The sequence below is a fragment of the Arthrobacter sp. ISL-95 genome (genome assembly GCF_018613695.1).
GTDB lineage: Bacteria > Actinomycetota > Actinomycetes > Actinomycetales > Micrococcaceae > Arthrobacter.
Map to the genome: position 1 here is coordinate 151553 of NZ_JAGGPR010000005.1, position 25680 is coordinate 177232.

Annotated in this window: 28 protein-coding genes and 1 pseudogene; 15 read left to right on the top strand and 14 right to left on the bottom strand. The window is 61.8% G+C overall.

The window, feature by feature from the left end; genetic code table 11:
• Window positions 1-49 precede the first annotated feature (49 nt).
• From J7I86_RS06855 to J7I86_RS23080, 3 genes are read right to left on the bottom strand one after another with little or no spacing between them, the layout of a single operon-like run.
• Entirely contained in the window at window positions 50-970 is a 921-nt protein-coding gene (locus J7I86_RS06855; RefSeq protein WP_214818011.1) for a diguanylate cyclase, read from the bottom strand.
• Entirely contained in the window at window positions 967-3072 is a 2106-nt protein-coding gene (locus J7I86_RS22670) for a response regulator (protein ID WP_286179445.1), read from the bottom strand. The genes J7I86_RS06855 and J7I86_RS22670 overlap by 4 nt, the downstream gene beginning before the upstream one ends.
• Entirely contained in the window at window positions 3030-4484 is a 1455-nt protein-coding gene (locus J7I86_RS23080) for a PAS domain S-box protein (RefSeq protein ID WP_309476680.1), read from the bottom strand. Before J7I86_RS23080 ends, J7I86_RS22670 begins: the two co-directional genes overlap by 43 nt.
• A 240-nt stretch (window positions 4485-4724) precedes the next feature.
• Between J7I86_RS23080 and J7I86_RS06865 the strand changes: the two genes are divergently transcribed.
• From J7I86_RS06865 to lepB (J7I86_RS06875), 4 genes are all read left to right on the top strand, one after another.
• A complete protein-coding gene (locus tag J7I86_RS06865; RefSeq protein ID WP_214818014.1) occupies window positions 4725-5144 on the top strand; it encodes a VanZ family protein in 420 nt (139 codons plus the stop codon).
• 143 nt (window positions 5145-5287) lie between these two features.
• Window positions 5288-5860, top strand: a complete 573-nt coding sequence (locus J7I86_RS06870; protein WP_286179447.1) for a hypothetical protein — start codon at window positions 5288-5290, stop codon at window positions 5858-5860.
• A 28-nt stretch (window positions 5861-5888) separates the two neighbouring features.
• Window positions 5889-6194: a signal peptidase I gene (lepB, locus tag J7I86_RS22680; RefSeq protein WP_309476681.1), complete on the top strand. Its 306-nt coding sequence runs from the start codon at window positions 5889-5891 to the stop codon at window positions 6192-6194.
• Window positions 6134-6601 carry a signal peptidase I gene (gene lepB / locus J7I86_RS06875; protein WP_286179449.1) on the top strand — a complete coding sequence of 156 codons (468 nt, stop codon included), beginning with the start codon at window positions 6134-6136 and terminating at the stop codon, window positions 6599-6601. Before lepB (J7I86_RS22680) ends, lepB (J7I86_RS06875) begins: the two co-directional genes overlap by 61 nt.
• 3 nt (window positions 6602-6604) lie before the next feature.
• On the opposite strand, the gene J7I86_RS06880 is transcribed toward lepB (J7I86_RS06875), so the two are convergent.
• A complete protein-coding gene (locus J7I86_RS06880) occupies window positions 6605-7669 on the bottom strand; it encodes an LCP family protein (RefSeq protein ID WP_286179451.1) in 1065 nt (354 codons plus the stop codon).
• Window positions 7670-8098: 429 nt separating this feature from the next.
• Between J7I86_RS06880 and J7I86_RS06885 the strand changes: the two genes are divergently transcribed.
• Entirely contained in the window at window positions 8099-9133 is a 1035-nt protein-coding gene (locus tag J7I86_RS06885; protein WP_214818020.1) for a LysM domain-containing protein, read from the top strand.
• Between the two features lie 11 nt (window positions 9134-9144).
• Here J7I86_RS06885 and J7I86_RS06890 read toward each other — a convergent pair whose 3' ends face one another.
• On the bottom strand, window positions 9145-9741 hold the full coding sequence (locus tag J7I86_RS06890; RefSeq protein ID WP_214818023.1) for a low molecular weight phosphatase family protein: 597 nt from the start codon (window positions 9739-9741) through the stop codon (window positions 9145-9147).
• A 201-nt stretch (window positions 9742-9942) separates the two neighbouring features.
• Here J7I86_RS06890 and paaA point away from each other — a divergent pair, with 201 nt between their 5' ends.
• Genes paaA through J7I86_RS06920 form a run of 6 tightly spaced genes read left to right on the top strand, consistent with a single transcriptional unit; the run spans window position 9943 to window position 14883 of the window.
• Window positions 9943-10938: a 1,2-phenylacetyl-CoA epoxidase subunit PaaA gene (paaA, locus tag J7I86_RS06895; protein ID WP_214818026.1), complete on the top strand. Its 996-nt coding sequence runs from the start codon at window positions 9943-9945 to the stop codon at window positions 10936-10938.
• Window positions 10938-11369 carry a 1,2-phenylacetyl-CoA epoxidase subunit PaaB gene (gene paaB / locus J7I86_RS06900; RefSeq protein ID WP_214818038.1) on the top strand — a complete coding sequence of 144 codons (432 nt, stop codon included), beginning with the start codon at window positions 10938-10940 and terminating at the stop codon, window positions 11367-11369. Before paaA ends, paaB begins: the two co-directional genes overlap by 1 nt.
• Window positions 11370-11380: 11 nt before the next feature.
• Window positions 11381-12298 (top strand): 1,2-phenylacetyl-CoA epoxidase subunit PaaC, encoded by a 918-nt coding sequence (gene paaC / locus J7I86_RS06905; RefSeq protein WP_214819585.1) that lies wholly within the window; start codon window positions 11381-11383, stop codon window positions 12296-12298.
• A gap of 5 nt (window positions 12299-12303) precedes the next feature.
• On the top strand, window positions 12304-12879 hold the full coding sequence (gene paaD, locus J7I86_RS06910) for a 1,2-phenylacetyl-CoA epoxidase subunit PaaD (protein WP_214818050.1): 576 nt from the start codon (window positions 12304-12306) through the stop codon (window positions 12877-12879).
• A gap of 8 nt (window positions 12880-12887) precedes the next feature.
• Window positions 12888-14093 carry a 1,2-phenylacetyl-CoA epoxidase subunit PaaE gene (gene paaE / locus J7I86_RS06915; protein ID WP_214818061.1) on the top strand — a complete coding sequence of 402 codons (1206 nt, stop codon included), beginning with the start codon at window positions 12888-12890 and terminating at the stop codon, window positions 14091-14093.
• Between the two features lie 10 nt (window positions 14094-14103).
• A complete protein-coding gene (locus J7I86_RS06920; protein ID WP_214818064.1) occupies window positions 14104-14883 on the top strand; it encodes an enoyl-CoA hydratase/isomerase family protein in 780 nt (259 codons plus the stop codon).
• 665 nt (window positions 14884-15548) lie between these two features.
• On the opposite strand, the gene J7I86_RS06925 is transcribed toward J7I86_RS06920, so the two are convergent.
• The 3 genes from J7I86_RS06925 to J7I86_RS06935 form a co-directional block, all read right to left on the bottom strand.
• A complete protein-coding gene (locus J7I86_RS06925) occupies window positions 15549-15998 on the bottom strand; it encodes a hypothetical protein (RefSeq protein ID WP_214818067.1) in 450 nt (149 codons plus the stop codon).
• A gap of 117 nt (window positions 15999-16115) precedes the next feature.
• Window positions 16116-17333: a VCBS repeat-containing protein gene (locus J7I86_RS06930; protein WP_214818070.1), complete on the bottom strand. Its 1218-nt coding sequence runs from the start codon at window positions 17331-17333 to the stop codon at window positions 16116-16118.
• 49 nt (window positions 17334-17382) lie between these two features.
• A complete protein-coding gene (locus tag J7I86_RS06935) occupies window positions 17383-17565 on the bottom strand; it encodes a hypothetical protein (RefSeq protein WP_214818072.1) in 183 nt (60 codons plus the stop codon).
• 183 nt (window positions 17566-17748) lie between these two features.
• On the opposite strand from J7I86_RS06935, the gene J7I86_RS06940 reads away from it, so the two are divergent.
• From J7I86_RS06940 to J7I86_RS06950, 3 genes are all read left to right on the top strand, one after another.
• The gene (locus J7I86_RS06940; protein ID WP_214818074.1) at window positions 17749-18480 is read left to right on the top strand and encodes a GAF and ANTAR domain-containing protein; all 732 of its coding nucleotides are present in this window, start codon (window positions 17749-17751) and stop codon (window positions 18478-18480) included.
• Window positions 18467-18754 (top strand): hypothetical protein, encoded by a 288-nt coding sequence (locus J7I86_RS06945; RefSeq protein ID WP_286179456.1) that lies wholly within the window; start codon window positions 18467-18469, stop codon window positions 18752-18754. The genes J7I86_RS06940 and J7I86_RS06945 overlap by 14 nt, the downstream gene beginning before the upstream one ends.
• 112 nt (window positions 18755-18866) lie before the next feature.
• On the top strand, window positions 18867-19745 hold the full coding sequence (locus J7I86_RS06950) for an alpha/beta hydrolase (protein ID WP_214818076.1): 879 nt from the start codon (window positions 18867-18869) through the stop codon (window positions 19743-19745).
• A 271-nt stretch (window positions 19746-20016) separates the two neighbouring features.
• Here the strand turns inward: J7I86_RS06950 and J7I86_RS06955 are convergent, their stop codons facing one another.
• Complete coding sequence (locus tag J7I86_RS06955; protein ID WP_214818078.1) at window positions 20017-20520, bottom strand: hypothetical protein; 504 nt, start codon at window positions 20518-20520, stop codon at window positions 20017-20019.
• A gap of 22 nt (window positions 20521-20542) precedes the next feature.
• On the bottom strand, window positions 20543-21088 hold the full coding sequence (locus J7I86_RS22685; RefSeq protein ID WP_286179457.1) for a hypothetical protein: 546 nt from the start codon (window positions 21086-21088) through the stop codon (window positions 20543-20545).
• 462 nt (window positions 21089-21550) lie between these two features.
• Here J7I86_RS22685 and J7I86_RS06965 point away from each other — a divergent pair, with 462 nt between their 5' ends.
• Complete coding sequence (locus tag J7I86_RS06965; protein WP_214818080.1) at window positions 21551-23011, top strand: YdiU family protein; 1461 nt, start codon at window positions 21551-21553, stop codon at window positions 23009-23011.
• 411 nt (window positions 23012-23422) lie between these two features.
• Here the strand turns inward: J7I86_RS06965 and J7I86_RS06970 are convergent, their stop codons facing one another.
• From J7I86_RS06970 to J7I86_RS06985, 4 genes and pseudogenes are all read right to left on the bottom strand, one after another.
• Entirely contained in the window at window positions 23423-23839 is a 417-nt protein-coding gene (locus tag J7I86_RS06970; RefSeq protein WP_214818082.1) for a MarR family winged helix-turn-helix transcriptional regulator, read from the bottom strand.
• A gap of 157 nt (window positions 23840-23996) precedes the next feature.
• Window positions 23997-24290 (bottom strand): annotated as a pseudogene (locus J7I86_RS06975) (DUF4193 domain-containing protein); the annotation flags it as partial.
• An 84-nt stretch (window positions 24291-24374) separates the two neighbouring features.
• Window positions 24375-24887, bottom strand: a complete 513-nt coding sequence (locus J7I86_RS06980; RefSeq protein ID WP_214818087.1) for a hypothetical protein — start codon at window positions 24885-24887, stop codon at window positions 24375-24377.
• Window positions 24888-25012: 125 nt separating this feature from the next.
• Complete coding sequence (locus tag J7I86_RS06985; RefSeq protein ID WP_214818090.1) at window positions 25013-25594, bottom strand: DUF1349 domain-containing protein; 582 nt, start codon at window positions 25592-25594, stop codon at window positions 25013-25015.
• Window positions 25595-25680 lie beyond the last annotated feature (86 nt).

Here is a 25680-nt window from a genome sequence, read left to right on the forward strand (position 1 = left end):
ATGACTTCGACACCACGCCCGGCAGCGTGGATGACTGCTCGTGGCCACGTCATTCCGAGCGTTGAGCACTGGCCAAGGACACGCGGTTCCGGCCGGAGGCCTTTGCCGCGTAGAGGGCCAGATCAGCTTCACGCAGTAGTTGCTCGGTTCCGGCGCGGTGGCTATCGGTGAAGGCGGAGATGCCCGCGCTGATGGTCAGGACGCCATCGGGATCGCCGGAATGTTCAATCCTCAAATCCTGCACCGCAGACCTAACACGTTCCATCACCAACCGCGCACCGTCCGCCTGCTGATCGCGCAGGACCAGGAGAAATTCCTCGCCCCCAAATCTGTAGACGCCATCGAACTTCCGGACCTCGCCGGCCAGCGTTGATGCAATGGAAATCAGCGCGGCGTCGCCTGCCTGATGGCCGTAGATGTCGTTGTAGCTTTTGAAGTTGTCCACATCCACCATGGCCAGGCAGTAGTCGGGGTCCACAGTGCCCCCGCTGTGCAGCGTGCCCAGGTCCTCGGCCAGCTTCAGTCGGTTGTGCAGTTTGGTGAGGGGGTCCGTCCGCGCCTGCTCAGTCAGCGCGGAACGGTACCGGGCAAGATCCGCGTGCAAGGTAGTAATGCGGTGGGCGGCCAGAAGGCGGATGTGCAGGCTGAAGGGATCCAGGGGTTTGGTGACGTAGTCATCAGCTCCGGCCTCCATTCCAGCCAGAACATCCTTGCGCGAACCGTGGGAGGTCACCAGGATCACGTAGGTATAGCTGTCTTCCTCCGCGGCCCGGATGGCGCGGCAAAGATCCAGCCCGTTCAGGCCGGGCATCATCAGGTCCGTCACCACCGCTTCGGGGCTGTGTTCCTTATAGAGCTGCCAAGCCGAGTCGCCATCCACGGCAACGATGCACTCGTGACCGGACTGCTCCACGGCAGCTTTGGTGATCATCCGGGAAATCTGGTCGTCGTCGGCGATGAGGATCTTCATGATGTTCCCCGCAACGGTGTTCCCCGTAGTGGTGCTTCCCGCACGTGTGCCCCCGTTAGTGTGTGTTCAAGTGCTTCGTCCACGCGCGTGAGTTCGGCGCGCAATTGGTCCAGTAACATCGATCCTTCGTCTTCAAAGTCCGCTCCCGCATCGCGTCCCAGCCGTTCCAGTTCCTTGCACAGGCCGGCAGCTCCCACGGCTCCTATATTGGCGGCCGCGCCGGCGAGCTTGTGCGCTGCGGCTTCGACGATTGCCGCTTGGCCCGTTTCCAGCGCCTTGCCCAACGTTTCCGAGGCTCCCTGGGAATCCTGCCGGAAGACTTTTACTGCTTCAGGCAGCAGACCCAAACCGTCGGCGGGGCCGAGTTCGCGCAGGATCTCTAGTCGTGTCGGGTCAAGGACAACAGAGTTCGACGCCGGTGCTTCCGCCTGCTGTTGGGACGCCTCCACCGCAGCCGCGGCGTCCGGCGAGGCAACGGCGTCCACCCCGCCGTCCGGCGAGGCAACAGCGTCCACCCCGCCGTCCGCCGTCGACTCTTCCTCTTGTTGCGGTACCCAGCGCGCGAGGACTTCAGCGAGTTTGGCCAGATCCACGGGCTTGCTGATGTAGTCATCCATTCCGGCGGCGAAGCAGCGCTCGCGGTCCTCGTCCAGGGCCCCGGCCGTCATGGCAATGATGGGGATTCGAGCGGCATGGCCGTTGCGGGCACGGATGGCCCGGGTTGCGTCGAAGCCGTCCATGACGGGCATGTGGCAGTCCATGAGCACCGCTGCGTACGCGCCGGACATGGCAGCGGACACAGCTTGTTCCCCGTCGTCCACAATGTGCACTTCGTAGCCGAGGCGGTTGGCCATTCCGCGCGCCACCAACTGGTTCACTTCGTTGTCTTCGGCCACCAGCAGCTTCCCGAGCCGCGGCACAGGATCCAAAGACTCAACAACGGCAAGCACCGGCGGGGAAGGTGCGCCGGCGTTCTTGGTGGCCAGCACCCGCAAGAGCCGGTTGTACAGCTCGGAGCTGCGGACGGGTTTGGTGAGGTATTCGCGGATTCCGGCAGAGGTGAGATCGCTCCTTTCCACCTGCATGGTGGAGGTCAACAGGATGATCCCCGGGCCACCCGCGCCGCGGGCGTCGTTCTTGATGTTGCGGGCAAGTTGGAGCCCGTCGGTATCAGGCATGCACATGTCCACCACAGCGATGTCGTACGGGTGGCTGGATAGGGCCGCAGCACGGTATTCGTCCAAGGCGGAGGCGGCGTCGGCAACCGAGACGGGGAGCATGCCCCAACTGGCCAATTGCGTTTCCAACACCAGACGGTTGGTGGCGTTGTCGTCCACCACCAACACCCGGCGTCCGGCCAGCGTGGTCGGCAAGTGTTCCGTGTCAGAGGCGGCCGGGCCAAGCGGCAGTTCAAGGTCAAACCAGAACCGGCTGCCTACCCCCGGCTCACTGTCCAGGCCGATCTTGCCACCCATTACTTCCGTGAGGCGCCGGGAGATAGCGAGGCCAAGTCCGGTTCCTCCGTAGCGGCGGGTGGTGGAGGCGTCTGCTTGGGCGAAGGATTCGAAGAGCCGCTGATGGTTCTCGGCGGTGATGCCAATGCCGGTGTCTCTGACCTCGAAGCGAAGAGAAGCGTTGTTCTGGTCCTGGGCAAGGACGGAGACCTGGACTTCCACTTCGCCGGAGGGAGTGAACTTGACGGCATTGGATGACAGGTTCAGCAGAATCTGCCGGATGCGGCCGGCATCACCCATCAGACGGACCGGAACGTCCGGGTGGCAGTAGGAGATCAGCTCCAGATTCTTTCCCTGCGCGGCTTCCACCACCAGTCCCGCTACTTCTTCCACCATCGCCCGGGGGTCGAAGACGTTGATGTCCAGGTCCACTTTCCCGGCTTCCAGTTTGGAGAAGTCAAGGATGTCGTTGATCAGGGTCAGTAGAACTTCGCCGGCGCCCTTGACTCCTTGGGCGTACTGCCTTTGCCCTTCGCTGAGGCGCGTGTCCATCATGAGCGAGGTCAGGCCGATCACGGCATTGAGGGGCGTCCGGATCTCGTGGCTCATGGTGGCGAGGAACTCTGACTTGAGGCGGCTGGCCTCCAATGCTGCTTCGCGGGCCGTGAGGAGTTCCTGCTCGGCGGCTTGCGTTCGGTGATGTCCCGGGAGATGGTGGCGACGCCGCGGATGCCGGATTCGCCTCGCACCGGAGACAACGTGACTGACACAGGAATAACCTCGCCGTCGTCGCGACACCGCTGGCTTTCGTAGTTCTGCACCTCGCCGCTTTGTGCAGTGCTTTCCAACGCGAGGCGTTCGCCCGCCAGCAGGTCCTGCGGAACGAAGAAATCGCCCTTTCGGCCGATGGCTTCAGCAGCAGGGTAGCCGAAGATGCGCTCAGCGCCGGGGTTCCAACTGGTGATCACGCCATCGGGGGTCTCGCCGATGATGGCGTCACCCGAGGAATTCACGATTGCCCCCAGACCCTCAAGCTCGGCGGTGCGTTCAGCTACTTTCGTTTCGAGGTCGCGGGTCAGCGTCACATTTTCGACGACGATCAGCACCTGCCGCACGATCACAAAGACAATTACCACAAGCCCGGTGACCAGCAGGACGCGGTCCTCCCCGATGGGACGGGTGCGCGAGAAGAACACGGCACTGAACACGGGCAGGTAGGGGAGAAGCTCAAGGGCCGCGGCGTAAGCCCGTCCGTCCTTTTGCGTGGTGCCCGCTTCCGGAAGCAAGGGGCTCAGACCCACCAACAGGAAGGCCAGTACCCATCCCAGAGCCAACGGGGACCCTGTGACGCCCGTGATGCCCTGGAGTGTGAGGCTCATGTACGCAAGGTCCGTTATGGCGAGGATCCAGAAGCCGATTCCCAGGCTTAGCCAGGGAAGGCGGCGGCCACGGGCTGCGCGCATGGTCAGGACGATCACCACGGAGACCATGAAGACGTCTGCGATGGGGTAGGCCATCTGCGTTGCGTGGGCAAAGGCATCCTGGTCCGTGGCCTCGGCCAGTGGGCCAAGCACCGAACTCCACGCAATAAAAAAGGTGGAGCTTGCCACTACTCCTGCGTCCAGGACGGTGCGGAGCAATGGAATGCGCCGTCCCTGGCCTTTCAATAGCAGCACCAAGCCAATGGAAGTGGGCAGCGCGTACCAAACAAAGCCGACGTCGGCGAAGGACGGGAACGGGTACTGGTGGTCCAGGGTGATGCCGTTGATGGTCCACACAGTTTGCCCGGCGCTCCAGGTGGCCAGGCCTGCCACGATGAACCAGCGGCCGGGGTTGTTGTCACGGCGATTCCAGGCAGCACGGGTGTGGGTGGTCAGCGCGGTGAGCGCAGCGAGAAGGATTGCCAGGTCGCCGGCGAGTTGCGCCGTCGCGGTTCCTGCCCCGGTTGCCAGGCCGAAAGCCAGCAAAACCAAACAGGCCACAACAGGTACAGCAAAGAACGGCATAACTTGCCGCAACGACGAGCGCACAGGAAGAACCCCGTACTTCACTCCTGCCACTGAACCCCCGCCTTCAAAAGTGGCCCCACCAAAAGCGAACAACGCGTCCAGGCTGCGTTGAGGAGAGCATACGCCGAAAAGTCCGCCTGGGGGGTACATCACATACTTTTGAAAGGCGTGGCCGCTGGGCACTCATCAGCCATAGCCCATGCATGTTGGTCCGCCGCGGCGGCAGCCGGTTAGCTCTTATAGTTGGTGAAGTTCATTGCACGGCGCCGGGGGCGTCATGAAAGGTCAGAGGTGTTTGCTCGGCAGTACGCCACGAGGTGGCTTAGGGCGTTGTTCGCCGCGTACTTGGTGGCGCTCGCTTTTGTCGTCTTCCTGCCCGCACGGGAAGCCAGCACGGTGACGGGCTTTGTAGGGGTCATTGCCGGCTGGCTTTCGGTTGCGGGCATTCCACAGGACGCGGCCGGCATTGCAGTGGAGTTCATTGCGAACATCGTCATGTTTGTCCCTTTTGGGGTGTTCGTGCGTCTGCTGAATCCAACACTGTGGAATTGGTGGCCGATGACCCTTCTCGCTGCTGCATCCTCAGGGACCATTGAAGTTGTTCAACTGCTGGTACCTGGCCGGGTGACCGCTCTGTCAGACGTCGTCGCCAACACCTTGGGAGCCTTGGCGGGCCTGATGGTCGCCAAGAGGCTCGCGTCCGCAGCTTAGCCCTTCCGACTACACCGTTGATGTCCTGCGTCCCGAGTATCGTAACGTCGGCTCAAAATGAGTGAAGGAAGAGCCATGAGCAACGAAGTTCCCGTTTTCAAGCCGCACTCCCGGCCGCTGTGGTTAAAGGCGCCGCATGGTCCGTGCCCGTGATTGCCGCCGCAGTGGCGGCCCCTGCGGCGGTAGCTTCGGTGGATACCCTGGGCCTTGCTTTCACAGCTTCCTCCACTTCGCTGCTCAGCCTCCGGGTACTGGACGGCACGAGTGCTCTCACGGCCCAGTCGCTGGTCACTGTTCCCACCATCCTCACGTTCACCAACGGTCCAGGTGCAGTCACGGAGAACGCTCTTGTCACGGTCTCGATTTCCCGTCCTACCGGTATCAACATCCCTGTTGGCAGGGCCCGAGGTTTTGGTGTCTACTCCTTCAACGGGACAGCTACCACCGCCGCCCAGCGCACTATTGCGTATCAGTCCGCGCCGTTCATCGGACAATACGGCTTCCCGTCCACAACGTGGAGCAACAGCGTCCCCGTCACCGTAGCGAGCAACGGCACACTGAATCTCCCTATTGTTTTTGGATTTGCCGGCACCAGCACTGGCGTGTCCGTCAGCTTGTTGGCCTCTTTCCCCGTGACCGTCACCGTAGTCATTGGCGGCCGCACAATGATCGCAAACAGCAACATCTCCGTTCCGATCGGTGCGGGCATCGTCTAGACGTTCTTCGCAGACCTTTCCCGCAATCGTGAGTTCCGAGACGGCGAAAGCCGGCACACTCCGTCAGTTGCTCCGCTCACCGTGGATTCACGTCCTTCTCGCATTGATGACGGTGTCCCTGGTTCAAGGTTTCCTTGTGAAGGTCTATTCGGTGCCTTCGGGGTCCATGGAGCAGACACTCAACGTTGGTGACCGGGTGCTGGTGAACCGCACCGCCTACACGGGTTCTGTGCCACAACGCGGCGACGTTGTTGTCTTCGGGAAACCGGCGGATTGGGGCCCCCGCCCGAACGAGGGGCCCTGCGCACAGGCATCGGTTGGTTTGGTGAGCTGACCGGAATTGGTCCCGCCAACACCGAATACCTGGTGAAGCGAGTGGTGGGATTGCCCGGGGACACTGTGGAATGCTGCGACGTCAGCGGGCAGATGACAGTCAACGGTGCCGCCGTTGCGGAACCGTACGTTTTCCAAGACCTCGCGTTCAACAACGGCACAACGGATTGTTCGACGACGGCGCGGTCGCCGCGTTGCTTCGGACCCATCCTTCTGGGCGAGGATCAGTACCTGCTCCTGGGTGATCACCGCTCCAACTCCGAGGATTCCGTCACTGCATGCCGGAGCGTGGGATCGGCAGCCAGCTGCGTCAAGACGGCCGGCCGGGCAGACATCATTGGCCGTGTTGACGGATTCCTCTTCCCGTTCAACAAATGGGGAAGTGCCCACAGCCTCACCAGCGGCTGACGCTCACTGTCCTTTGTCGAGGGCGTGCGCCGTGACGTACGTGCCTAACTGATCCTTGGAGAGCGCGGCCGCCATGTCAGTGATCGCCGTGGTGTCCGCCAGGACGATCGACTGCCCATCCGCTGAGGTGCCCGTGCCGAGGGTGGGGAGGGTAAACATGACGGTGTCCTGTGCCCTGACATCCTTCATGGACAGGGACAAATTGCCTATGGCTGCAGCATCAAAGTCCTTGTCCACGCTCACAAACGGGGACACCGCCGAGACCATGTTGCTGATGGTCACCGGATTCGTCAGGGTCTCACGGGCGATGATCTTGCCCACCATGGATTTGAGGTACGCCTGCTGATTTCGAACGCGCTGGTAGTCGCCGTCGCTGAAGGCCCAGCGCTCGCGGACAAAGGCGAGGGCTTCATCGCCATCAAATGTCTGCTTGCCGACCTTGTAGACCTGTCCGGCCTTGGGCCCTGAGCTTGGCGCGAACGGAATCCTGACGTCAACGTCCACGCCGCCAAGAGCGTCGGTGAGGTCCTTGAAGCCTTCAAAATCGATCATGGCCACATGGTCGATGCGCTGGTCAAAGAGCGACTCGACCGTCTGGACCATCAACGGAACGCCGCCATAGCCTAGGGCGGCGTTGATCTTTGATTCTCCCTTTCCGGGGATATCTATCCATAAATCCCGCATCAAGGATATGGCGTAAACCTTTTTCCTATCGGCGGGAATGTGCACCAACATCAGGGTGTCCGCACGCTGGTCACTCGAGGCATTGGTTTCCACTTCAATGCCGGCACCTCGGCTATCGCTGCCCATCACAAGAATGTTCATTGCCGTATTGCCGTCGGCTTTCTGCGGCCGGGTGGATTCTTCCGGAAAAGCGTTCTCGATTTTGGTAGAGCCGGAGTTGAAGGTCTGTACCAGGCTAAAGACATAAGCCCCGGCAATGAGGCCAACCACAAGTACCGCAGCCGCGAAACCCAGAAGCACATTCCGGGCGGTCTTCTTGCCGTTCTTTCGACGGCGTGAGCTCGATTCCGCGGAGGGGTTTTGGGCATGGGTGGGGAGGGTCATGTGTTCCTTGGTGTTGGCAGCAGCCACGAGGACTTGGGGGCTAGGCCCAAACGTACTGTGGCCGAGCATGGGTCATCCGATCGCTGATCCGTTTGATCCATGCTTCGGGAGAGGCGATTTCTAACTTCAGGACGGCGGTCCGGACGGATGGAGCAAGTAGTCCATTTCCCGGAAACTGCGTAATGCCCAAGTAACCGTTCAGGTCCTCGGTAGGAAAGTCGAGTAGTTCCTACTCGTGCGGCGGGAAGGGCCCCTTCCTACTATTGAAATTCGTAAGGTTATTTGCACTTCCGTTCCTCCGGCTCAGCGGTGGACTGCACCCCCGCCACTTGTGGGTGGTGCTTCTCCCAATACGTAGCTGCGCTTTTCTCATTCGGCCAATAAAGGCCTGTGGTGCGCGGTCCAGAGCCATGGAGTCCGGGGTTTCCCATGAATATGAACGACGTAGATCTTCAAACTTCCCTATCAACCAAGAGCAGTGGCAATGCTTGGCAGTCGCAGTCCACTAAGGCCAAGCTGTTGATTGCCGGCGCAGTGATCGCGATACTTGCGTTGATCCCCTTGTTTTTTGGGGTGGTGAATTGGGCCACCCAACCTGCCGGTGATGTTGACCAAAATGTTGCCCAGGAGCAAGCACCCTTTGCGAAGGGCGACAGCGCTGAAGCGCCAGCAGCTTTGCCAGTCCAGGATGCGGAAGCAGTAGCCGCGCCCCCGGCTGAAGTACCGGCAGCTGACGTGCCCGCGCCGGATCCAGCACCTGTTGCACCATCTCCTGAGGCTGCAGTGCCAGCTCCGGCAGCTGTGGAGGCTGCCCCTGCTGCGCCTGCCGGGGATCCCAATCTCTACACCGTGGCGTCCGGGGACACTGTTGGTTCGATTGCTTCGCGCTACGGCGTGGATGTCACGGCCATGTTGGCTGCCAATGGCCTCAGCGCTTACTCGGTGATCGTGCCGGGACAGGTTGTGAAGCTCACCGGACCGCCCATCGCGGTGGCCGCTCCAGCTCCCGCGCCGGCTCCGGCAGCTCCAGCTGCACCAGCTGCACCGGTTGCGCAAGCGCAGGCGGCGGCCGCTCCCGCAGTTGTGGCTCCGGCACCCGCACCGGCACCCGCACCCGCTCCCGCTCCTGCGCCAGCCGTGAGGACCATCTACGTGGCAGGAGCCGGTGGGCAATCACTGGTGGACGCCTGCATCGGGCCTATTCACTACACGCCAACCAACGCTTACGCCACGTTCATCACAGAGCATGATTTCTGCGGAGGTTGGGGACGGTTCTCCGGAATCAGCGTGGGTGAGACCGTCTCCATTCCCGGCTACGGAACCTTCACTGCCACGGGCAGGGGCCAGGTACCCAACCCAGGGAGCACCAATGATGTGGCGGCAGTCTTCGGCGGGTTCCCAGCAGTGGTCTTGCAGACGTGCATCCCCGGCACCAGCCAGATGCTGGTGATTGCCCTCAACTAAGTATTACGGACCTAGGCCGGCGCCGTCAGGCGCGCGAAACGGAGGATGCCTAGGATGGCCGGGGCCAGCTCATCCTCCATCTGGTGGTAGACCTCTTCCGCTCGTCGGTAGGGGTCTACCACGTCGTTGTCTGCAGGGTCGGGCGGCAACGCGAGGTGGCGGACGGAGGCCGCGCGCGTGGGAAGTGCGCGCCAAAATTCGGTGATGTCACCGGCCGGGGCGGCATCCCCACGGTTCTCCAATACGGACAGCATCCGGGCGAATTCCCGGACGGTGAAGGTGCGCTTCAGTAGGGATGCGTCCAGTTGGAGGACCTCGCCGCGGTGCTTGGACGTCATGGCCAACACCAGGTCCGTCTCCTTGAGGATCCTTGGGGTCAGCTGCCTGGCTGCGAAGTGGTCCGGGCTGCCGCGGAACGTGCTGATGATTTGTGCCGAGAGCGGCTGGATGGGGTCACCCACCATGGCCCGCGTCCCTGCGCTGCGAACCTCGAAGGAGCCGGGGCTTACCTGGTTCAACCCGGCCTGGAGCAACCTTTCGGCCACAGGGGAGCGGCAGATGTTCCCTGTGCAGACGGTGAGAATCCTGAAGGGCTGGGGCGATTCCACGTAAGGCTCTTTTCTAGCGGCGAAGGGGGACAACCGAGGTCCCACCCCAAGTTAACACGGCCGGAAGTGAGGACCCTGTCAACAACGCAGAACCACGCAAACAGGGCTAAGCATCTGGTGTCGCCAGGGAAGGAACGCTTGACTGAAATCGCCCGCTCCGCATATTCTGAACGAACGGTCGGTAATTTATTAGGAGCAACCATGGCATCGCAGAATCTGCAGTCAGTGCCCGCTGAGCTGTCCCCGGAAGAGCAGGAGCGGGAGGCAGCCGGAGAGGCGTATTTTGATCGCATCATTTCGGAGGACTCGCGAATTGAACCGCGCGACTGGATGCCGGCGGCTTACCGCAAGACTTTGCTGCGCCAGATCTCGCAGCACGCACACTCGGAAATCATCGGTATGCAGCCCGAAGCCAACTGGATCACCAGGGCCCCGAGCTTGAAGCGCAAGTCAATCCTCATGGCCAAGGTCCAGGACGAGGCCGGTCACGGCCTTTACCTTTACTCGGCCGCTGAGACCCTGGGCCAGTCCCGGGACCAGATGATGGAAGACCTGATCGCCGGCAAGGCCAGGTACTCGTCCATTTTCAACTACCCCACCATCTCCTGGGCTGACATGGGAGCCATCGGTTGGCTGGTGGATGGCGCCGCCATCTGCAACCAGGTGCCCCTGTGCCGTGCCTCGTATGGTCCTTACGGTCGCGCAATGGTGCGCATCTGCAAGGAAGAGTCGTTCCACCAGCGCCAGGGTTTTGAGATCCTGCTTGAACTCTCCAACGGAACGCCTGCGCAGAAGCAGATGGCCCAGGACGCAGTGAACCGCTGGTACGCGCCGTCGCTGATGATGTTCGGCCCGCCGGATGACGATTCACCCAACTCCAAGCAGTCCATGGCCTGGAACATCAAGCGCTTCAGCAACGACGAGCTGCGCAGCCGGTTCGTGGGCATGATGGTGGAGCAGGTCCGGGTCCTCGGCCTGACCCTGCCTGATAAGGACATCCGTTTCAACGAAGAAACCAAAAAGTGGGAGCACGGACCCCTGGACTGGAACGAGTTCAAGGAAGTCCTGGCAGGCCGCGGTCCCTGCAACTCGCAGCGCGTTGAGCGCCGCCGTGAGGCACACGAAAACGGTGCCTGGGTTCGCGAAGCCGCTGTGGCTTACGCCCGCAAGCAAGCACAGAAAGAGAACGCAGCATAATGGCTCCTCACGGTAACCCGGAAGCACCGGCCAGCGCCGCCAGCGAAATCAACCGCGAGGCTCCCAAGGTCGCGGCCACCACCAACGTTGACAGCACGACGGCGGGAAGCGTCTCAGCCCCCGACGTCACCTCGGGCGGCGCCAAGGAAGAGTCCCCGTGGTCGCTCTGGGAGGTCTTCGTGCGCTCCAGCCGCGGCCTGTCCCACGTGCACGCGGGTTCCTTGCACGCTCCGGATGCGGCCATGGCCCTCCGGAACGCCCGCGATCTGTACACGCGCCGCAACGAAGGCGTTTCCATCTGGGTTGTCCCGGCCGAGGCGATTTCTTCCAGCGATCCGGACTCCAAGGGTTCCTTTTTCGAGTCCCCGCAGGGCAAGGATTACCGCCACGCAACGTACTACACCAAGAGCGAAGGCGTGAAGCACCTGTGAGTACCAATGATGTGAGCACACAAGATACTGACTTCGTCATCGAAGGCCACGGCGACATTTCGGTGGGCGTCCACGGCGCCGGCGCGTCCGGCGACGGCTCCGCCAGCGCCACCCGCATCACCCCGGGCAATGCGCTGCGTCCGGAGGACATCGCCCTGGAAATCAGCCGCGGGCAGGTCAAGCCCACCGAGGATGTTGCAGAGTTCGCCCTGCGCGTCGGCGATGACGGACTGATTCTCGCCCAGCGCCTGGGCCACTGGATTTCCCGTGCTCCTGAGCTCGAGGAAGACATCGCCTTGGGCAATATCGCCCTGGACCAGTTGGGCCACGCGCGTTCCTTTCTGACCTACGCCGGTGCAGCTTGGGGCAAGTCCGAGGATGACCTCGCGTACTTCCGCCGGGAGCACGAGTTCCGCTCGGCGCATTTGTTTGAGCAGCCCAACGGCGATTTCGCGGTAACCATCGCCCGGCAGTTCATTGTGAGCTTCTACCAGTACGAGCTCTACACCAAGCTCATGGAGTCCACGGATGCCACCATCGCAGCCATCTCCGCGAAGGCCGTGAAAGAAGTGGATTACCACCGCGACCACAGTGCGCAGTGGGTGCTTCGACTTGCCGGGGGCACTGACGAGTCCCGGGCACGCATCATCCAGGGCTTCAAGCTCGTGTGGCCGTATGTGGACGAACTTTTCGAGGACGATGACCTCACCACCCGCTTGGCCGAGGCTGGAGTTACTGTTCAGCCTTCGAGCCTCCGCGCGGAATTTGACCGCCTCACCGGCAACATCATGGCCGAGGCCGAGCTGGAAATTCCCGGTGTCCCGCAGGCACTGGGCGGCGGCCGGCGTGGCAAGCATTCTGAGTTCCTGGGGTACATCCTTGCTGAAATGCAGGTCTTGGCCCGCGAGCACCCCGGCGCGAGCTGGTGATCAGCATGTCGACGCAGTCACGGACGCAGGAACGTACCGCTGAGCAGCGGGCCTGGGACATCGCGGCCACGGTCTGCGATCCGGAGATCCCCGTCCTCAGCATTGAGGACCTGGGCATCCTCCGCGGCGTACGCGTCACCTCTGCCGAATCACCAGCCTTAACCCCGGCAACAGGCCGGCACGACGGCGGCGCCTCAAGTACCGACGTCGAGGTCACCATCACGCCCACGTACTCGGGCTGCCCGGCGATGGATGCCATTGGTGACGATCTGCGGAAGGCCTTCGAGAAGGAGGGCTACGCGAGCGTGTACATCAACCTGGTGCTGTCCCCGGCATGGACCACTGACTGGATGACCGCGTCCGGCAAGGCCAAGTTGGAGGAATACGGGATCGCTCCGCCCAGTGGCATGGCTGCCGCAGGTGGCCATTCGGGTCCTGTGCGCCTCAGCCTCGCCGTCAAGTGTCCCCAGTGCAACTCGTTGAACACCAAGGAACTCACCCGCTTTGGTTCCACATCCTGCAAGGCGTTGTTCGTCTGCCAGGACTGCAAGGAACCGTTCGACTACTTCAAAGTCCTCTAAGGAATTCCATGACCACCGAAACCCAGACGGCCAGCCGCCGTCGTGCGTCTTTCCACAACCTGACCGTCTCGGAAGTCCGGCGCCTGACGGACGACGCCATTGAGGTCACGTTTGGTGTTCCGGCCGAGCTTGCCGGGCAGTACGACTACCTGCCCGGCCAGTACGTGGCTCTTCGCACCACGTTGCCGGATGAGCAGGGTGAGCCGCACGAGGTCCGCCGCAGTTACTCCATTTGCGCAGAGCCGCGCAGCTTCGAGGACGGCAGCAGCGAGATCCGCGTGGCCATCAAAAAGGACCTCGGAGGCCTCTTCTCCACGTGGGCAAACGCCGAACTCAAAGCCGGTGACGTCTTGGACGTCATGAGCCCGCAGGGTGCGTTCATCTCCCGGCACGGCAAGGACGGCGCCTCGGTCCAGCACAACGTCATGAACTCCATGAATCACCCGGAAGAGCTGGCAGGGGAGCCCGGCAGTTTTGTTGCCATCGCAGCAGGCTCGGGCATCACCCCGGTGATCGCGATCGCGCGCACGCTGCTGGCGGCCAATCCGGAGACCACGTTCGACCTCGTATATGCCAACAAAGCTGCCATGGACGTCATGTTCCTTGAAGAGCTGGCGGATCTGAAGGACAAATACCCGTCGCGCTTGGCGTTGCACCACGTCCTGTCGCGGGAGCAGCGAATTGCGCCGCTGATGACCGGACGTATTGATTCCGAGAAGCTGCAGGCGCTGCTCAGCAGTGCCATCCGTGCCGAGGATGTGGACGAGTGGTTCCTGTGCGGGCCGTTCGAGTTGGTGCAGTTGTGCCGCGACACGCTCGCTGCCCGCGGCGTGGAGCCCGAGCACGTGCGCTTCGAGTTGTTCACCACTGGCCGTCCGGACCGTCCCGAAGGCAACGCCGGACGTCCGGTTGTGGAGGACGAGTCGCAGGATACGTACAAAATCACCTTCACCCTGGACGGGTTGACCGGCGATGTTGCCAGCCCCACCCACGCCCGCGAGTCCATCCTCAACGCTGCCCTGCGCGTCCGCCCGGACGTGCCGTTCGCATGCGCCGGCGGCGTCTGCGGCACCTGCCGCGCCAAGCTGATCACCGGTACGGTGACCATGGATGAGAACTACGCCCTTGAGCAGGACGAGCTGGATAAGGGCTATGTTCTCACCTGCCAGTCCCACCCCACCAGCGAAGAAGTTACCGTCGACTTCGACGTCTAAAGGAGCCCCCATGATCGAGCTCTCCATTGCCAACGGCATTGCCGAAATCGTCCTCAACTACCCGGACAAGCTGAACTCGCTCAACGAGGACGCGCTTGCCCAACTGGACAAAGCGTACGACGACGCTGCTGCCGCCGCCTCCCGCGGTGAGGTACGGGCGCTGCTGCTTCGCGGAGAAGGCCGCGCCTTCTGTGCCGGCCGCGACATTTCAGGGGTGACACCGGAAACTGATGATGCCCAGGCCTACCTCGGCGGACTCGTGGAGCCACTGCTGAGGAAGATGGCTGCATTCCCGGCGCCCACGTTCGCCGCCGCTCACGGTGCTTGCCTGGGGGTCGGGCTCGGATTGCTGCTGGCCACGGATGTTGTGTACGTGGCGGACAACGCCAAGTTCGGTTCACCCTTCGCCAAGCTTGGGGCCACGCTGGACTCCGGCGGGCACTGGTACTTCACGGAACGTCTGGGCATGCACCGCACCTTGGACCTGATCTACACCGCTGACCTCATTTCCGGGGCGGAAGCTGTGGAGCAAGGGATGTTCAGCAGGGCGATGCCGGCGGATTCCCTGCTGCCGGTGACCCGGGAGATCGTGGGGCGGGTTGCCACCGGCGCAACCAGTGCTTTCAACGCTTCGAAGGACCTCGTGGCCCACATCCGCGATCAGCGCCTGGGCCTGTGGGCATCCATGGCGGAGGAAAACTCGGAACAAGCGCGGCTGTGCAAAACCGACGACTATGCCGAGGGTTTCCGTGCCTTCCAGGAGAAGCGGGCGCCCGTTTTCAAGGGATAACCCGCACTTTCGCGCCGAATCCCGCCCTTGTTCGCCCCACCTGCAGCAGTGCGTTGAGTGGAGCGGACAAGGGCGGGAATCGTGAGGCGCTGACCTAGACGAAGTCCCTGAGGAGCTTGTACCGGGGGAATCATGGTGCACGCGGACAAAACACCATCGCGGCGCCCACGGCGGCGACTCTGGATCCCACTGACTTGATGGGGGCAAGGACCCGCGAGGACCGGGACTTAATCATGGTTCCCCCAGGAACGTCAATGGTTCGGCACCTGCAGGGCGTAGTTCCAAACCAGAAAGGCTATCAACACGTGGCTCAGATAGAGAACGCAGCTCGGCCCCACCGAACCCGCTTTTGTTCGTTTCACTCGCCGTAGTACTGGGAGCGGGGCCAACAAGAGCAACCAACTGACGATGTTCAGCACCAGCTACCGTCCCGTCATGGCACGACCTAAACTTAGCCACACGTAATGGCACGCGCCTCGCGGGTCAGCGTGCTTTGAACGGAGAGCGCCATGCTCCAGGTGATCATGTGCAAACTGAACCTCCACCACCACTGGCACGTGGAATCAGCAGAGGATGGCAGTGGCCGGTACAGGCGCTGCACACGCTGCGGCAAATACGATCGGGACTGGGACGGCAGCGGCTTCATGCACTAAGCAGGTGTGGATTCACCAACCGAAGGTGTTTGTTATGGCGCGGTCGGTCTTGTAGTCGGCCTCATCCGGATAGGCCCACCTAAGGATCTTGTACTCGTCTCCGCGCCATATCGCTTCAATGACAACAAACTCCTGGTTTCCTGCCCGGTTAAACTCCACCACTATTCCGAGCACTTCTTCTTTCCCGGGGATCAGCTGGTAGATCTTGGGAACCCACATTATTGGCTGCGGGTCCGCTTCCTGCTTGGCGGCCATTTCCGCTTCGCTTTTCTTGCACTCATCCACGCCTTGTTCACTGGAACTGTCCAGGCTGTCGCAAAATTTGCCGTTGTGGCCTGCCAATGAGTAGGCGAAAGTGATTCCGAGGTCACTTGCTTTGGCGTCATCGTGCCCTTCGGCGCATCCGCTCAGAATCAGCGTGGCCGCTGCAAGCGATGCCACCGCTGTCACGTACTTCCGCATGCTGTGTTACTCCTACTTTGCCGCTTGCCCGGCAAGCGTTTTGGTCAGTTCCTCGTTGCTCAGACGTCGGCGGCGGCACGGACCGCCGTCGTCGAATTTCACTGCGTTGACCGATGGCTAGATCAGGGTGTTGAAGATTTGCCAGCCCGTCCCAATGTGGGTATTGCCGAAGAGGCCGGCTCCGTACTCCGAGTTGTTGAAGAGTCGGAGGTCGCCCGTTTCGTCGATGCCCACGATGTCGTTGAGGGGTTTAAGGGCGGAGTAGCGGAACGCGAAGATCCGTTCGTAGACACCGGCGCCGCTGATTTCAGTCATAAGTTCCCAACCATGGCCCGCGATGGATGGTGCCTTCCACCCGCCGTTACCGTCCGCCGGATACTGGTGCAGGATGCCGGACTGGTCCCGGGCATAGATGTCCACGGCGCCATCGCCGTCAGTGTCACCAGGGGTGACCAGCTTGTTCATGACACTCCACCCTGTGCCTACACGTGAAGGCTCCATCCACCCGCCGTCGCCGTCACCCGGATAGAGGTACAGGTCTCCTGCGGTGTCCCGGGCGAGGACGTCGTTGTTGCCGTCCCCGTCAAAGTCTCCGGGCCCCACCACTGTGTCAAAGATGTTCCAGCCCCAGCCAATTTGCGACGGCGGAAGCCACCCGCCGCTGCCATCTCCGGGGTAGATGTGCAGCGTACCGGCACTATCGCGGCCCAGGAGATCGTTGTTGCCGTCGCCATCGAAATCGCCCGTGGAGAAGACGGCGTCGAAGATGTTGAAGCCCCGGCCTACCACCCGTGGTGCTTCCGAGGTGTGGCTGTAATTCACACATCCGGCACCGGACGGGCAGATGGAGTACTCGGGAGTGTAGACGTGCGGGTAGAGGACCAAGTTACCGTCATCGGTGCGGCCCAACAGTTCGAAGTTACCTCGGCCGGTCCACCCCATGGAGCGGTTGGACGCTGCGATGGGCGCGGTCTCGGCGCTGTGGAACACTTCTGATTCAGAGCACACCCCGTGAACGTTGAAAGATATGCGGTTGCCTTGGTCCTCGGGAAGGAGCTTCAGGAATTCGCCCTGACGCTCTGCCGGCAAGGGGTCGCCGTTGCTCAACCATTCCATGACGAAGCCATGCGGGGCCTCCGCCGTCGGTTGGCAGTCCTGCACGCCGTAGTCGGCCTTGCCTATGGTCAGTTCCGAGCCCACATGAGGCATGCCGAGCATTGGAGGAACCCAGTCTTGGGCGTCCGCTGCAGCGGGAGCCACCCCCACTGCCGTCGAGCCCACCAACAAGGCACCAAGTGCCGCAGACTTCAACGCAAAAGACCGAAAGTTTCCCATGTTCCCCCCAAGACCGTGACCCAACAGCGTGACTGCTGCCGAGCCTACGTTAAATACGGGGGAGCGTGGAGTAAGGGCGGCTGGCAAGGTTCCCTGCAACCCACGGACGGACGGACTGTTCCAGCGGAATCTCGCCGCGGCCGTCACGGATCACCAAGACCACCCCGCCGATCGCAGCTGCCAAGCAAACCATGCCCATGAGGAGTAGGGCAATAATCAAGGCCAGAGACATCGCGTACCCTCTAGGTCCAATTTTATTGTCTTCTTTGTGTGTGGGGGGCTGCCTCTGGATGCTCATTCGTGGCACGTTTGTTGACGAAGCGAATCAGGATATGCCTATCCTGAGAATGGATCAGGTTCAGAAAGCGGCCTGGAGTCATGGGCGGGTGCCATCCCGCGGAAGGTCATTGTCGTCATGTCCCAGCAACTTCCCCTCGACGAACTCACCCTTACTTTGGCCCGGATCAGGGGCTTGCTCCTGACAGAGGAAAAAGTTGACCGGGCCGTCCAGCTGCTTGCGGAAGGGATCCGCGATGCCTTTCCCGGCAGCGCAGGTGCTGGAGTGTCCCTCATTGATGAGCAGGGCAACAGAACCAGCGCCGGGGCAACGGATCCCTTGGTGATCCAGGGCGATCAGTCCCAGTACCGCTTGGGCGAGGGCCCGTGCTTGAGCGCCTGGGCAACCGAGCAGACCGTCATCGTCAGCAATGCCGGGGTTGATGACCGATGGCCCGCGTGGGCCGAATCCGCGCGGGAACTGAAAATCGCCTCCGTCATCAGTGCCCCTCTGATCCGTGGACCCAGATGTTTTGGTGCCATGAAGCTTTACGCCGCTGCCACTGATGCCTACGACCAATCGACGGCGGGTTCCCTGGAGAAGCTTGCTGCCTCGGCAGCCATCCTTTTGGACAATATTCAAAGCACGGAGACGCCAAAGCGCTTCAGCGAAGGGCTTGTTGAGGCATTGACCAGTCGCGACGCTATTAGCCGCGCCCAGGGATATCTCATGGGGCAACTCGGAATGACAGAGGAGGAAGCGGTCAGCAAGCTTCTGGATCTGTCCCAGGAATCAAAAAAGTCGCTTGCGTCCGTGAGTGTTGAGATCCTTGGCGGTGACAGAAAGGTGAAAGCCCATGACGGAACCTGAGCAGGAAAGTTGCGAGGGGCTAACTCTTCAAGAACAACTTCAGCTCAAGGGTCTGCGCAAAGCCCTGAAAAGCGCCGGGATTCCTGATGAGGATTTGTGGCTGCGCTACTTTTCCATCGGTGGAATGGTGGGCGAATACGAAGTGGATGCCTACCTTGAGTCATCCCACTCCCTGCCTGCACTACAGAGGGATCTACTGGCGCACGCGGCAAATGAGCTTATTGACGAATTGCCTGCCCCTCCCCGGGCACCTTACAACGAACAGTGTGACTGAGGGGGCGGCTTCCACTGGGCGAAGGCGGAAACAGTAGCCCTCGTGCCCACACGAGGGCGGATTGCCCACGAGAGAGCGGGAACGCCTAGCCGTCGACGCTATGGTCGAATACATGACTGTGTCTTCCAGAGATGTCAATGAACCTACGGTTCGCCATTCGGAGACCAGGCAACACGGTCAAGTCCCGATCCGCTGGTACCGCCCGGCGGTGGATGGTCCGGCGGCGACGCGAGTCCCGACAATCGTCTGGACGCATGGCGGAGGTTTCTTTTCGGGTGGTCTTGATCAGCCTGAAGCGCACGATGTCGCATCGGCGCTTGCTCAGCGAGGACTGCATGTCGTCACGGTCGAGTACAGCCTTGCCCCAATTCCAGGGCTGCCATGGGTCGGACGAAGAGGGGTGAGGGCCCGGGGGAGGTTTCCACGCCCGATGGAAGACCTTTTGGCAGTCTTTCGAAGTGTCAATAGTCAGGCTGCAGGAGGAGTGATTCTGGGTGGTGCAAGCGCCGGGGCATGTCTTGCGTCTGCAACAGCACTAAAGGCCCTCGAGATGGATGCAGCGCCCAGAGGAATCATCCTTGCCTACGGCTTTTTTCACTCCTCGCACCCTCGGTCGCGCGAGATCCAACTAGGGGTGCGCGGTCACCGTCGGCTGACACACTCGAAGTGGCTCCTAGACGCCATGAACCGCAATTATGCGGGCTCGAGGGCTGCGCTCAGCCATCGCTTCGCTTTCCCGGGAGGCCACGAGCTCGACGGGTTCCCTCCAACCCTGATGATTAATGCAGACCACGACGCTATGCGGGCATCTGGTGACCAATTCGCGACCGAACTCGTGAGCGCGGGAGTCGACGTCGAGAAGCACACTCTGCCCGGGAGCCGACATGCGTTCCTGAACCGACCACACTTGGATGCCTTTACCATCGCCATCGACCTCATGGCCGAGTGGTCTTTGACTTCGCCATACCTGGAGAACCGTCAGCGGCTTTGAGTGTTTCATCGCCCGCGACCCTGAAGGTGTCCGTATTCTTACCGCCGATATTGGCGTGCGAACGGACAAGAAGACAGGAGAACGCGTCGGGGCTTTGGAGCGGCTTCGTGAACAGACCACGGAACTGGATTCCCGCGGGCGATCTCGGTGTATCAAGCGAAGCTTGCAGTTAGGCACTACGACCTGGAACGCGACGGCAAGGCCGCCCCCTACTACTTTCAGGATCGGCCACATCCAGACTTTGCCGCGGAGTAGGCGCGACTCGCCACCGTCAGTTCTTGCGCATGACCAGGCCGGTGAGGGCTGCCAGACCGCTCAAGAAGCACACCACCCCAAGCGGGCCGGCCCACCACACGTTCAGGGGACCCATGATGAGAAGGGCGCCAAGGCCCACGCCGAGCACCCCGCCACCGAGTTGGAATCCGTAACTCCACTTGGCAGAGGATTCGGATCTGGAGAATCCATACTTTCGTGGCCGCCCGCCGGATCCTGATGGACCTGGCTGGTCAGGACCCTCAGCGACTTGACCGGAGTCGTCCACCCATAGGCCGGTTCCTACTTCGGGACAATGCGAGTGCACGCTCTCGTCGATAGCGGCAAAGTCGGCCGGATGGCCCCGATACATGGCTTGAGTGAGGCTGACACCGAACTCCACGCGACCGTCTGCCCAGCAGGCGTCGTAGCGAACAAACCGCGAGGGTCGGCGAAGCCATTTGGAAGACCCTGTGTAGGCGGTCGCACGAACGGCGACGGGCAGATCCAATGTTTCGGGCATGGATTGATAGTTCCACATTCGCTCAGGAGCTGAGCCGCGGCTGCCGCGAATTGCTTGACCTCCAAGACAACACGAGCAGGACGGCAGACCCAACCGGGGCAAGGAAAGCGGACATCATTACCAAGGGGAGCCCCACCACGGAAGCCGCAAGCCCCATCAACGCCACCACAGCGATGCACGTGAAACGGCCGCCAGTTACCCACCGGCCCAACGGCAGTGCAGTGGCGAAACCCATGAGGGTTGCTGCAATCAGGAGGCCATTCCATTGCAAGGCGTGCCCAGCCCCAAGGAGTTGCGCGGACCCTTGAGCAGCCATGGCTGCACATCCAAGAAGGACAGCCCGCGGTGTGGTGGGTCCGAGGTGAGGGGCAAGCACCCGCCCGGCAAGAACCAGCAACGGAATGCTGGCGAACGCCCCGTAGGCCAAGCCGAGGTTCATAGCGTGGGTGGAATTGGCGGCAATGGGTGCCCAAGCACTTCCCGTGACGGCAAAGACGGCACCCGCCAACCCGACTATGAGCAGCGCCAGCGCCGCTCCGCCCACTGCCCGGCGGTTCGGTGCAATCATTCGACGGGGAATCGGTTGTGGGGGCTTGGCCGGCGAGGCAACCGGCCGTCCCTGGCGTAAGGCCGCGATGAGCAGCACCGCAGCACCCAGCGTTCCCACCATTGGCGGCATCACCGCGAGTGCCCCCAAAATGAGGGCCATCGGTGCGGGCCAGGAGAACGGCTTGTAGGACCCGGATGGGAAGCGAACGCCGGCTTTCCCGCAAGGAGTAGAGGGGAACAGCCAGACAGGCAGTCCCGGCGATCCAGCCCGGAATCGTGAACAGCAGCGTGGAGGACCCGAACCAGCTGAAGCCCTGATTCATATCCGATTCGTCAAAGCGGACAGACCAACTCGCTGCGGCGGTCACAGTCAGCGCCCAGGCCGGCACCGCAGCTACTGCCGCCAAACGGCAGTGGTTCATATGCTAGCGGGGGCCGGTACCTCTTTTCTCGCCGGGAATACCATCTATATCCTTGAGAGATGAGTGAAGTCGCGCATTCCACTGTCGCATTTGAGGGCCGTTTCGCCCGGGAGCTCCCGGAGTTGGCCATTCCTTGGCGCGCGGAGGAAGCTCCGGATCCGCAGCTGCTGGTGCTCAACCAGCCACTCGCCGTCGAGCTTGGTTTTGATCCTGACTTTCTCCGCAGCCCGGAGGGCGTACGGCTGCTGATCGGTAATGCCGTGCCGGAGGAAGCGACTCCTGTGGCCCAGGGGTATTCGGGTCATCAGTTCGGTTTCTATTCTCCGCGTTTGGGGGACGGGCGTGCCCTCCTGCTGGGTGAGGTTGTCGGTGCTGACGGAACGCTCCGCGATGTCCACCTCAAGGGTTCGGGGCGGACGCCTTTTGCCCGGAACGGGGATGGCTTGGCCGCGGTAGGTCCGATGCTGCGGGAGTACATCGTGAGCGAGTCGATGCATGCCCTGAACATTCCCACCACCAGGTCCCTTGCGGTCGTGGCAACGGGGCGCCAGGTTCAGCGGGAGACTCTTCTGCCGGGCGCCGTCCTGACCCGGGTGGCCAGCAGTCACCTGCGGGTGGGTAGTTTCCAATATGCCAGGGCCAGCAATGACATGGACCTGCTGCGGCGCCTGGCTGATCATGCGATCGAACGCCACCACCCGTCGTCGGCCGGTGAAAGCAACCCTTACCTGGCGCTGCTGAAGGGGGTCATCTCAGTCCAGGCGAAACTTCTGGCGCAGTGGATGCTGGTTGGATTCGTTCATGGTGTGATGAACACGGACAACATGACAGTGTCCGGCGAAACCATCGACTATGGTCCGTGCGCCTTCATGGAGGGCTTTGATCCCGTCGCGGTGTACAGCTCCATTGATGAAATGGGACGCTACGCCTACCGTAACCAGCCGGTGATCGCGGAGTGGAATCTGGCCCGTTTCGCTGAATCAATCGCGGTTTTGATCCATGAGGATGAGGAGCAGGCGGTAGCCCTTGCTGTTGCGGCGCTCAATGGATTCCGCAAGGAATATAGCGCCACCTGGTTCAACGGCATGAAGGCCAAGCTTGGGTTGCTTGAGGAAATTGACGCCGTTGCCTCACCTTTGGTGGATGAGCTCCTTCAGCTGGTGCAGGAGACGCGCGCGGACTACACTTCGTTCTTCCGCAGCCTCAGCAAAGCGGCCCGCGGGGAGGTTGAACCGGCACGGCGCCAGATACTGGATTTGGCCGCTTTCGATTCATGGTTGGAACGGTGGCGGGAAGTCGGTCCGGACGCGGACGCCATGGACCGCGTCAACCCGATGTACATTCCGCGTAACCACTTGGTGGAGGAAGCCCTTGCTGCTGCAACTGAGGGGGACACAGGCCCAACGGAACAGCTGCTGGTGGCCATCTCCGACCCCTTCAGCGAACGACCCGGTGTGGAAAAGTACGCTGAACCCGCGCCGGAGAGCTTCGGCCCGTACCGGACTTTCTGCGGCACCTAAAGCTACTGTTGCACGGCAAGGTGCTGACAGGCTAGCGACCCAGCCAGGCCGGGTCGCTAGCCTCCAGCTGACTGGTCTAGCTCCACACCGCCCGAACCACCATGTCTGCACCTGCAGCCAAGTGATTACCTGTGTGTCCTGCATCCAGAACGCACACGTCTTCTGTGCCGGACGCACTAGTTGAAACGAGGCATTCTGCTGCCCTGAAACTTAGAAGGTCCACTGGCAGGCTGTCGCCTATTTGAAGATCACTCATGATGCCCTTTTGCTTGTCCGGGCTTCGCCATGAATCTCTGCAGCCCAGGTGTTGGTGGGGGAGGGAGTCTCCCCCTTAGAACGCCGGACTTCATCAGCGGATAACTCCATACTGCTAGATGGACGAGCTTTCGTCTACGCGGGGTAACCTAACGCTCAGTTAAAGTTCGCGTGGCGCACGATTGCCAGCAGTTCTTCGCGGAGTCCCTCGGAGTCAAGGTTGATCACCGAGAGCACGTTGGTCTCTTGGCGGTGCGATTGTTCCAGCAGTGTCTGGCCCAACTCGGTGATGGAAATCAGTTGGCTGCGGCGGTCGAACCGATTGGGTTGACGGAGGATGTATCCACGCGATTCCAGTCTGGTCAGGAGCGGGCCCATGGTCTGGGCTTGCACGCGGACGCTCCGGGCAAGGTCCCCGGGCGTGATAGGCCCTGCCGTTGCAACGGCGTCAAGGGTGAGCACCGCTGGATACGTCAACCCCAGAGGGCGCAATCTGTCATTCCATGCCAGTTCCACAAGCCGCGCCGCCGTGGACAGCAGCCGGCTTGTTGGCCATCGGTCCATATCAGGCATTCAGGCACCCCCAGGCTTTCACAAGTAGTCAGCTTGCTTACTAGGTTACATCAGGCCTGGGGGGCCAACGGGACTATGGGCCGGCGGACCGGGCTCACGGTAAGGGCACGACGGCGGAACTCGCCTTGAGTGCTCCGGCGTGTTGTGCTTCCGAGCCTTCGCATTCGGTGCAGTACTTCTGCGCGTTGGTTTCGCGTGCGAGTTGGCTGCGGTGGTGGACCAGGAAGCAGGACATACAGGTGAACTCGTCGTTCTGAATGGGCACGACCTCAACTTGGAGTTCTTCCCCGGACAGATCAGCACCGGGAAGTTCGAAGGCATCCGCGAGGTCCCCTTCGTCCAGGTCGATCGTGTCCGTACGTGCAGCGCTTTTGGCCGGTGCCAGCTCCGCTAGAGGCAGGGCCTGTTCTTCCTCAGGCAGGGTCCGGGGTGTGTCGTAGTCGGTGGCCATGGTGGTGAAACCCCTTGTGAAAGTGCGGTGTGTTGCTATTTGCGCACTCTGCAACCCCGGACCTTTGCTGCGTATTCCCGCCGTCTAAGAGAGCTCGTATGCGGGACGTCCAGCACCTTGATCGGCACTGTGAACGTGCAGGGCGTGGCGCATGGCCTGGCGGTTTTCTTCGGCAAGTTCCGGCTGGTCGGCCACGCGGTAGAGGTCCGCTGCCCATTGGAACTCATCGGCGGCAGCGCGGAAACGGGCCTCATCGAACAGGCGACGGCCAATGTGGTGACGAACGTAGGCTTCCTCTTCAGGTGATCGGACTGTTCGCAAGGCTTTTTCGTGGAGCACGGCAGCTTCGTGCCAGCGGTACTGACGTTGATGGATCTGGGCAAGGACCAACAACAGCTCACGGCGGTCAGGCGAGTCCGGCAGCAGCTTGAAGCCTTCGTCCAGAGCTTCAGCGTCCCGGCCGAGTAATGCCAAGTACCTGACCCGTTCCACGGGTGGACAATCGCCGTCCAATGCAGCTTCCAAGGCTTGGCGGTTGATCACCACGTCGCGGAACGTCGTAGGGTCAGTGCGCCAAAGACTTGCAGTATCTTCCACCGTGATGTGCCCCCCATAGGCTTGTTACGGAGCCAACTGAGTCGCAGCACTGTCAATGTCAGGCTGCCGGAATCTCCATAATCTCATGAACGGTGAGGCCCGCAAGCTCACCGGGCCAGGCGGCCTCAGTGAAGTTGGCTGTCCGGGAGCGTAGCGCGCCAGGAGTGAAAGGGGACCGTCAGCCCGGAGCGTGTTGGTGCGCAGGTGAAAGGCCCGGCTGTGGCCACAGCATCAGGGGCTAGCGGCACCACCCGCACGAGTTGGAGTTCGTTGCCGCCCGACGCAGCCCGGATAGTGAGGGCGTCGCCGGAGCGGCTGACCCGTATGCGGACCCGGCCGCCGTTCCATTCCGGAACAGGCGCCAAGGACCAGTCGGAGAAGCGGTCCGTAACCACCGCGCCCAGCTGAGCGGCGCCGTCGGCGAATTCCACGCCCGCCTTGATCCAATGCTCGGCGCTGATGCGGACGAAGATGCCCGCCTGGTCGAACTGTTGGGAGCACGCGGCCGTGAACTCAACCTCCATGGCGCTGTCCTGCGGGAAGGGGGCAAGCAGCGCGTGCTCGGAGTCGTGGATGAAACCGTAGGACGTGACGCGCCAAGCGTCGCTGCTTTCGGCCGCGGTGACCAGGAGGTCACCTTCCTGCTCGACGACGGCGGCTGGCTGGTTGGTCCACTCGCCGCGGTTCCAAGGGATGTGAGTCGGCACGGCGCTCCTCGATGTCGTTGGCTATTGCAGTCCCACTGCTTCAGGGCTTCCAGCCTCTGGAATAGCGTATTCGATGCGGGCTTTTC

Coding starts and splice junctions, on each gene's coding strand:
- J7I86_RS06970 (WP_214818082.1), bottom strand. CDS start 23,839: ATGCCTGATATGGACCGATGGCCAACAAGCCGGCTGCTGTCCACGGCG.
- paaE (WP_214818061.1), top strand. CDS start 12,888: ATGACCACCGAAACCCAGACGGCCAGCCGCCGTCGTGCGTCTTTCCAC.
- J7I86_RS06950 (WP_214818076.1), top strand. CDS start 18,867: ATGACTGTGTCTTCCAGAGATGTCAATGAACCTACGGTTCGCCATTCG.
- J7I86_RS22685 (WP_286179457.1), bottom strand. CDS start 21,088: ATGATTGCACCGAACCGCCGGGCAGTGGGCGGAGCGGCGCTGGCGCTG.
- J7I86_RS06925 (WP_214818067.1), bottom strand. CDS start 15,998: ATGCGGAAGTACGTGACAGCGGTGGCATCGCTTGCAGCGGCCACGCTG.
- J7I86_RS06945 (WP_286179456.1), top strand. CDS start 18,467: ATGACGGAACCTGAGCAGGAAAGTTGCGAGGGGCTAACTCTTCAAGAA.
- J7I86_RS06940 (WP_214818074.1), top strand. CDS start 17,749: ATGTCCCAGCAACTTCCCCTCGACGAACTCACCCTTACTTTGGCCCGG.
- J7I86_RS06935 (WP_214818072.1), bottom strand. CDS start 17,565: ATGTCTCTGGCCTTGATTATTGCCCTACTCCTCATGGGCATGGTTTGC.
- paaA (WP_214818026.1), top strand. CDS start 9,943: ATGGCATCGCAGAATCTGCAGTCAGTGCCCGCTGAGCTGTCCCCGGAA.
- J7I86_RS06880 (WP_286179451.1), bottom strand. CDS start 7,669: ATGACCCTCCCCACCCATGCCCAAAACCCCTCCGCGGAATCGAGCTCA.
- J7I86_RS06855 (WP_214818011.1), bottom strand. CDS start 970: ATGAAGATCCTCATCGCCGACGACGACCAGATTTCCCGGATGATCACC.
- J7I86_RS06930 (WP_214818070.1), bottom strand. CDS start 17,333: ATGGGAAACTTTCGGTCTTTTGCGTTGAAGTCTGCGGCACTTGGTGCC.
- J7I86_RS06885 (WP_214818020.1), top strand. CDS start 8,099: ATGAATATGAACGACGTAGATCTTCAAACTTCCCTATCAACCAAGAGC.
- J7I86_RS06920 (WP_214818064.1), top strand. CDS start 14,104: ATGATCGAGCTCTCCATTGCCAACGGCATTGCCGAAATCGTCCTCAAC.
- paaB (WP_214818038.1), top strand. CDS start 10,938: ATGGCTCCTCACGGTAACCCGGAAGCACCGGCCAGCGCCGCCAGCGAA.
- paaD (WP_214818050.1), top strand. CDS start 12,304: ATGTCGACGCAGTCACGGACGCAGGAACGTACCGCTGAGCAGCGGGCC.
- J7I86_RS06955 (WP_214818078.1), bottom strand. CDS start 20,520: ATGCCCGAAACATTGGATCTGCCCGTCGCCGTTCGTGCGACCGCCTAC.
- J7I86_RS06965 (WP_214818080.1), top strand. CDS start 21,551: ATGAGTGAAGTCGCGCATTCCACTGTCGCATTTGAGGGCCGTTTCGCC.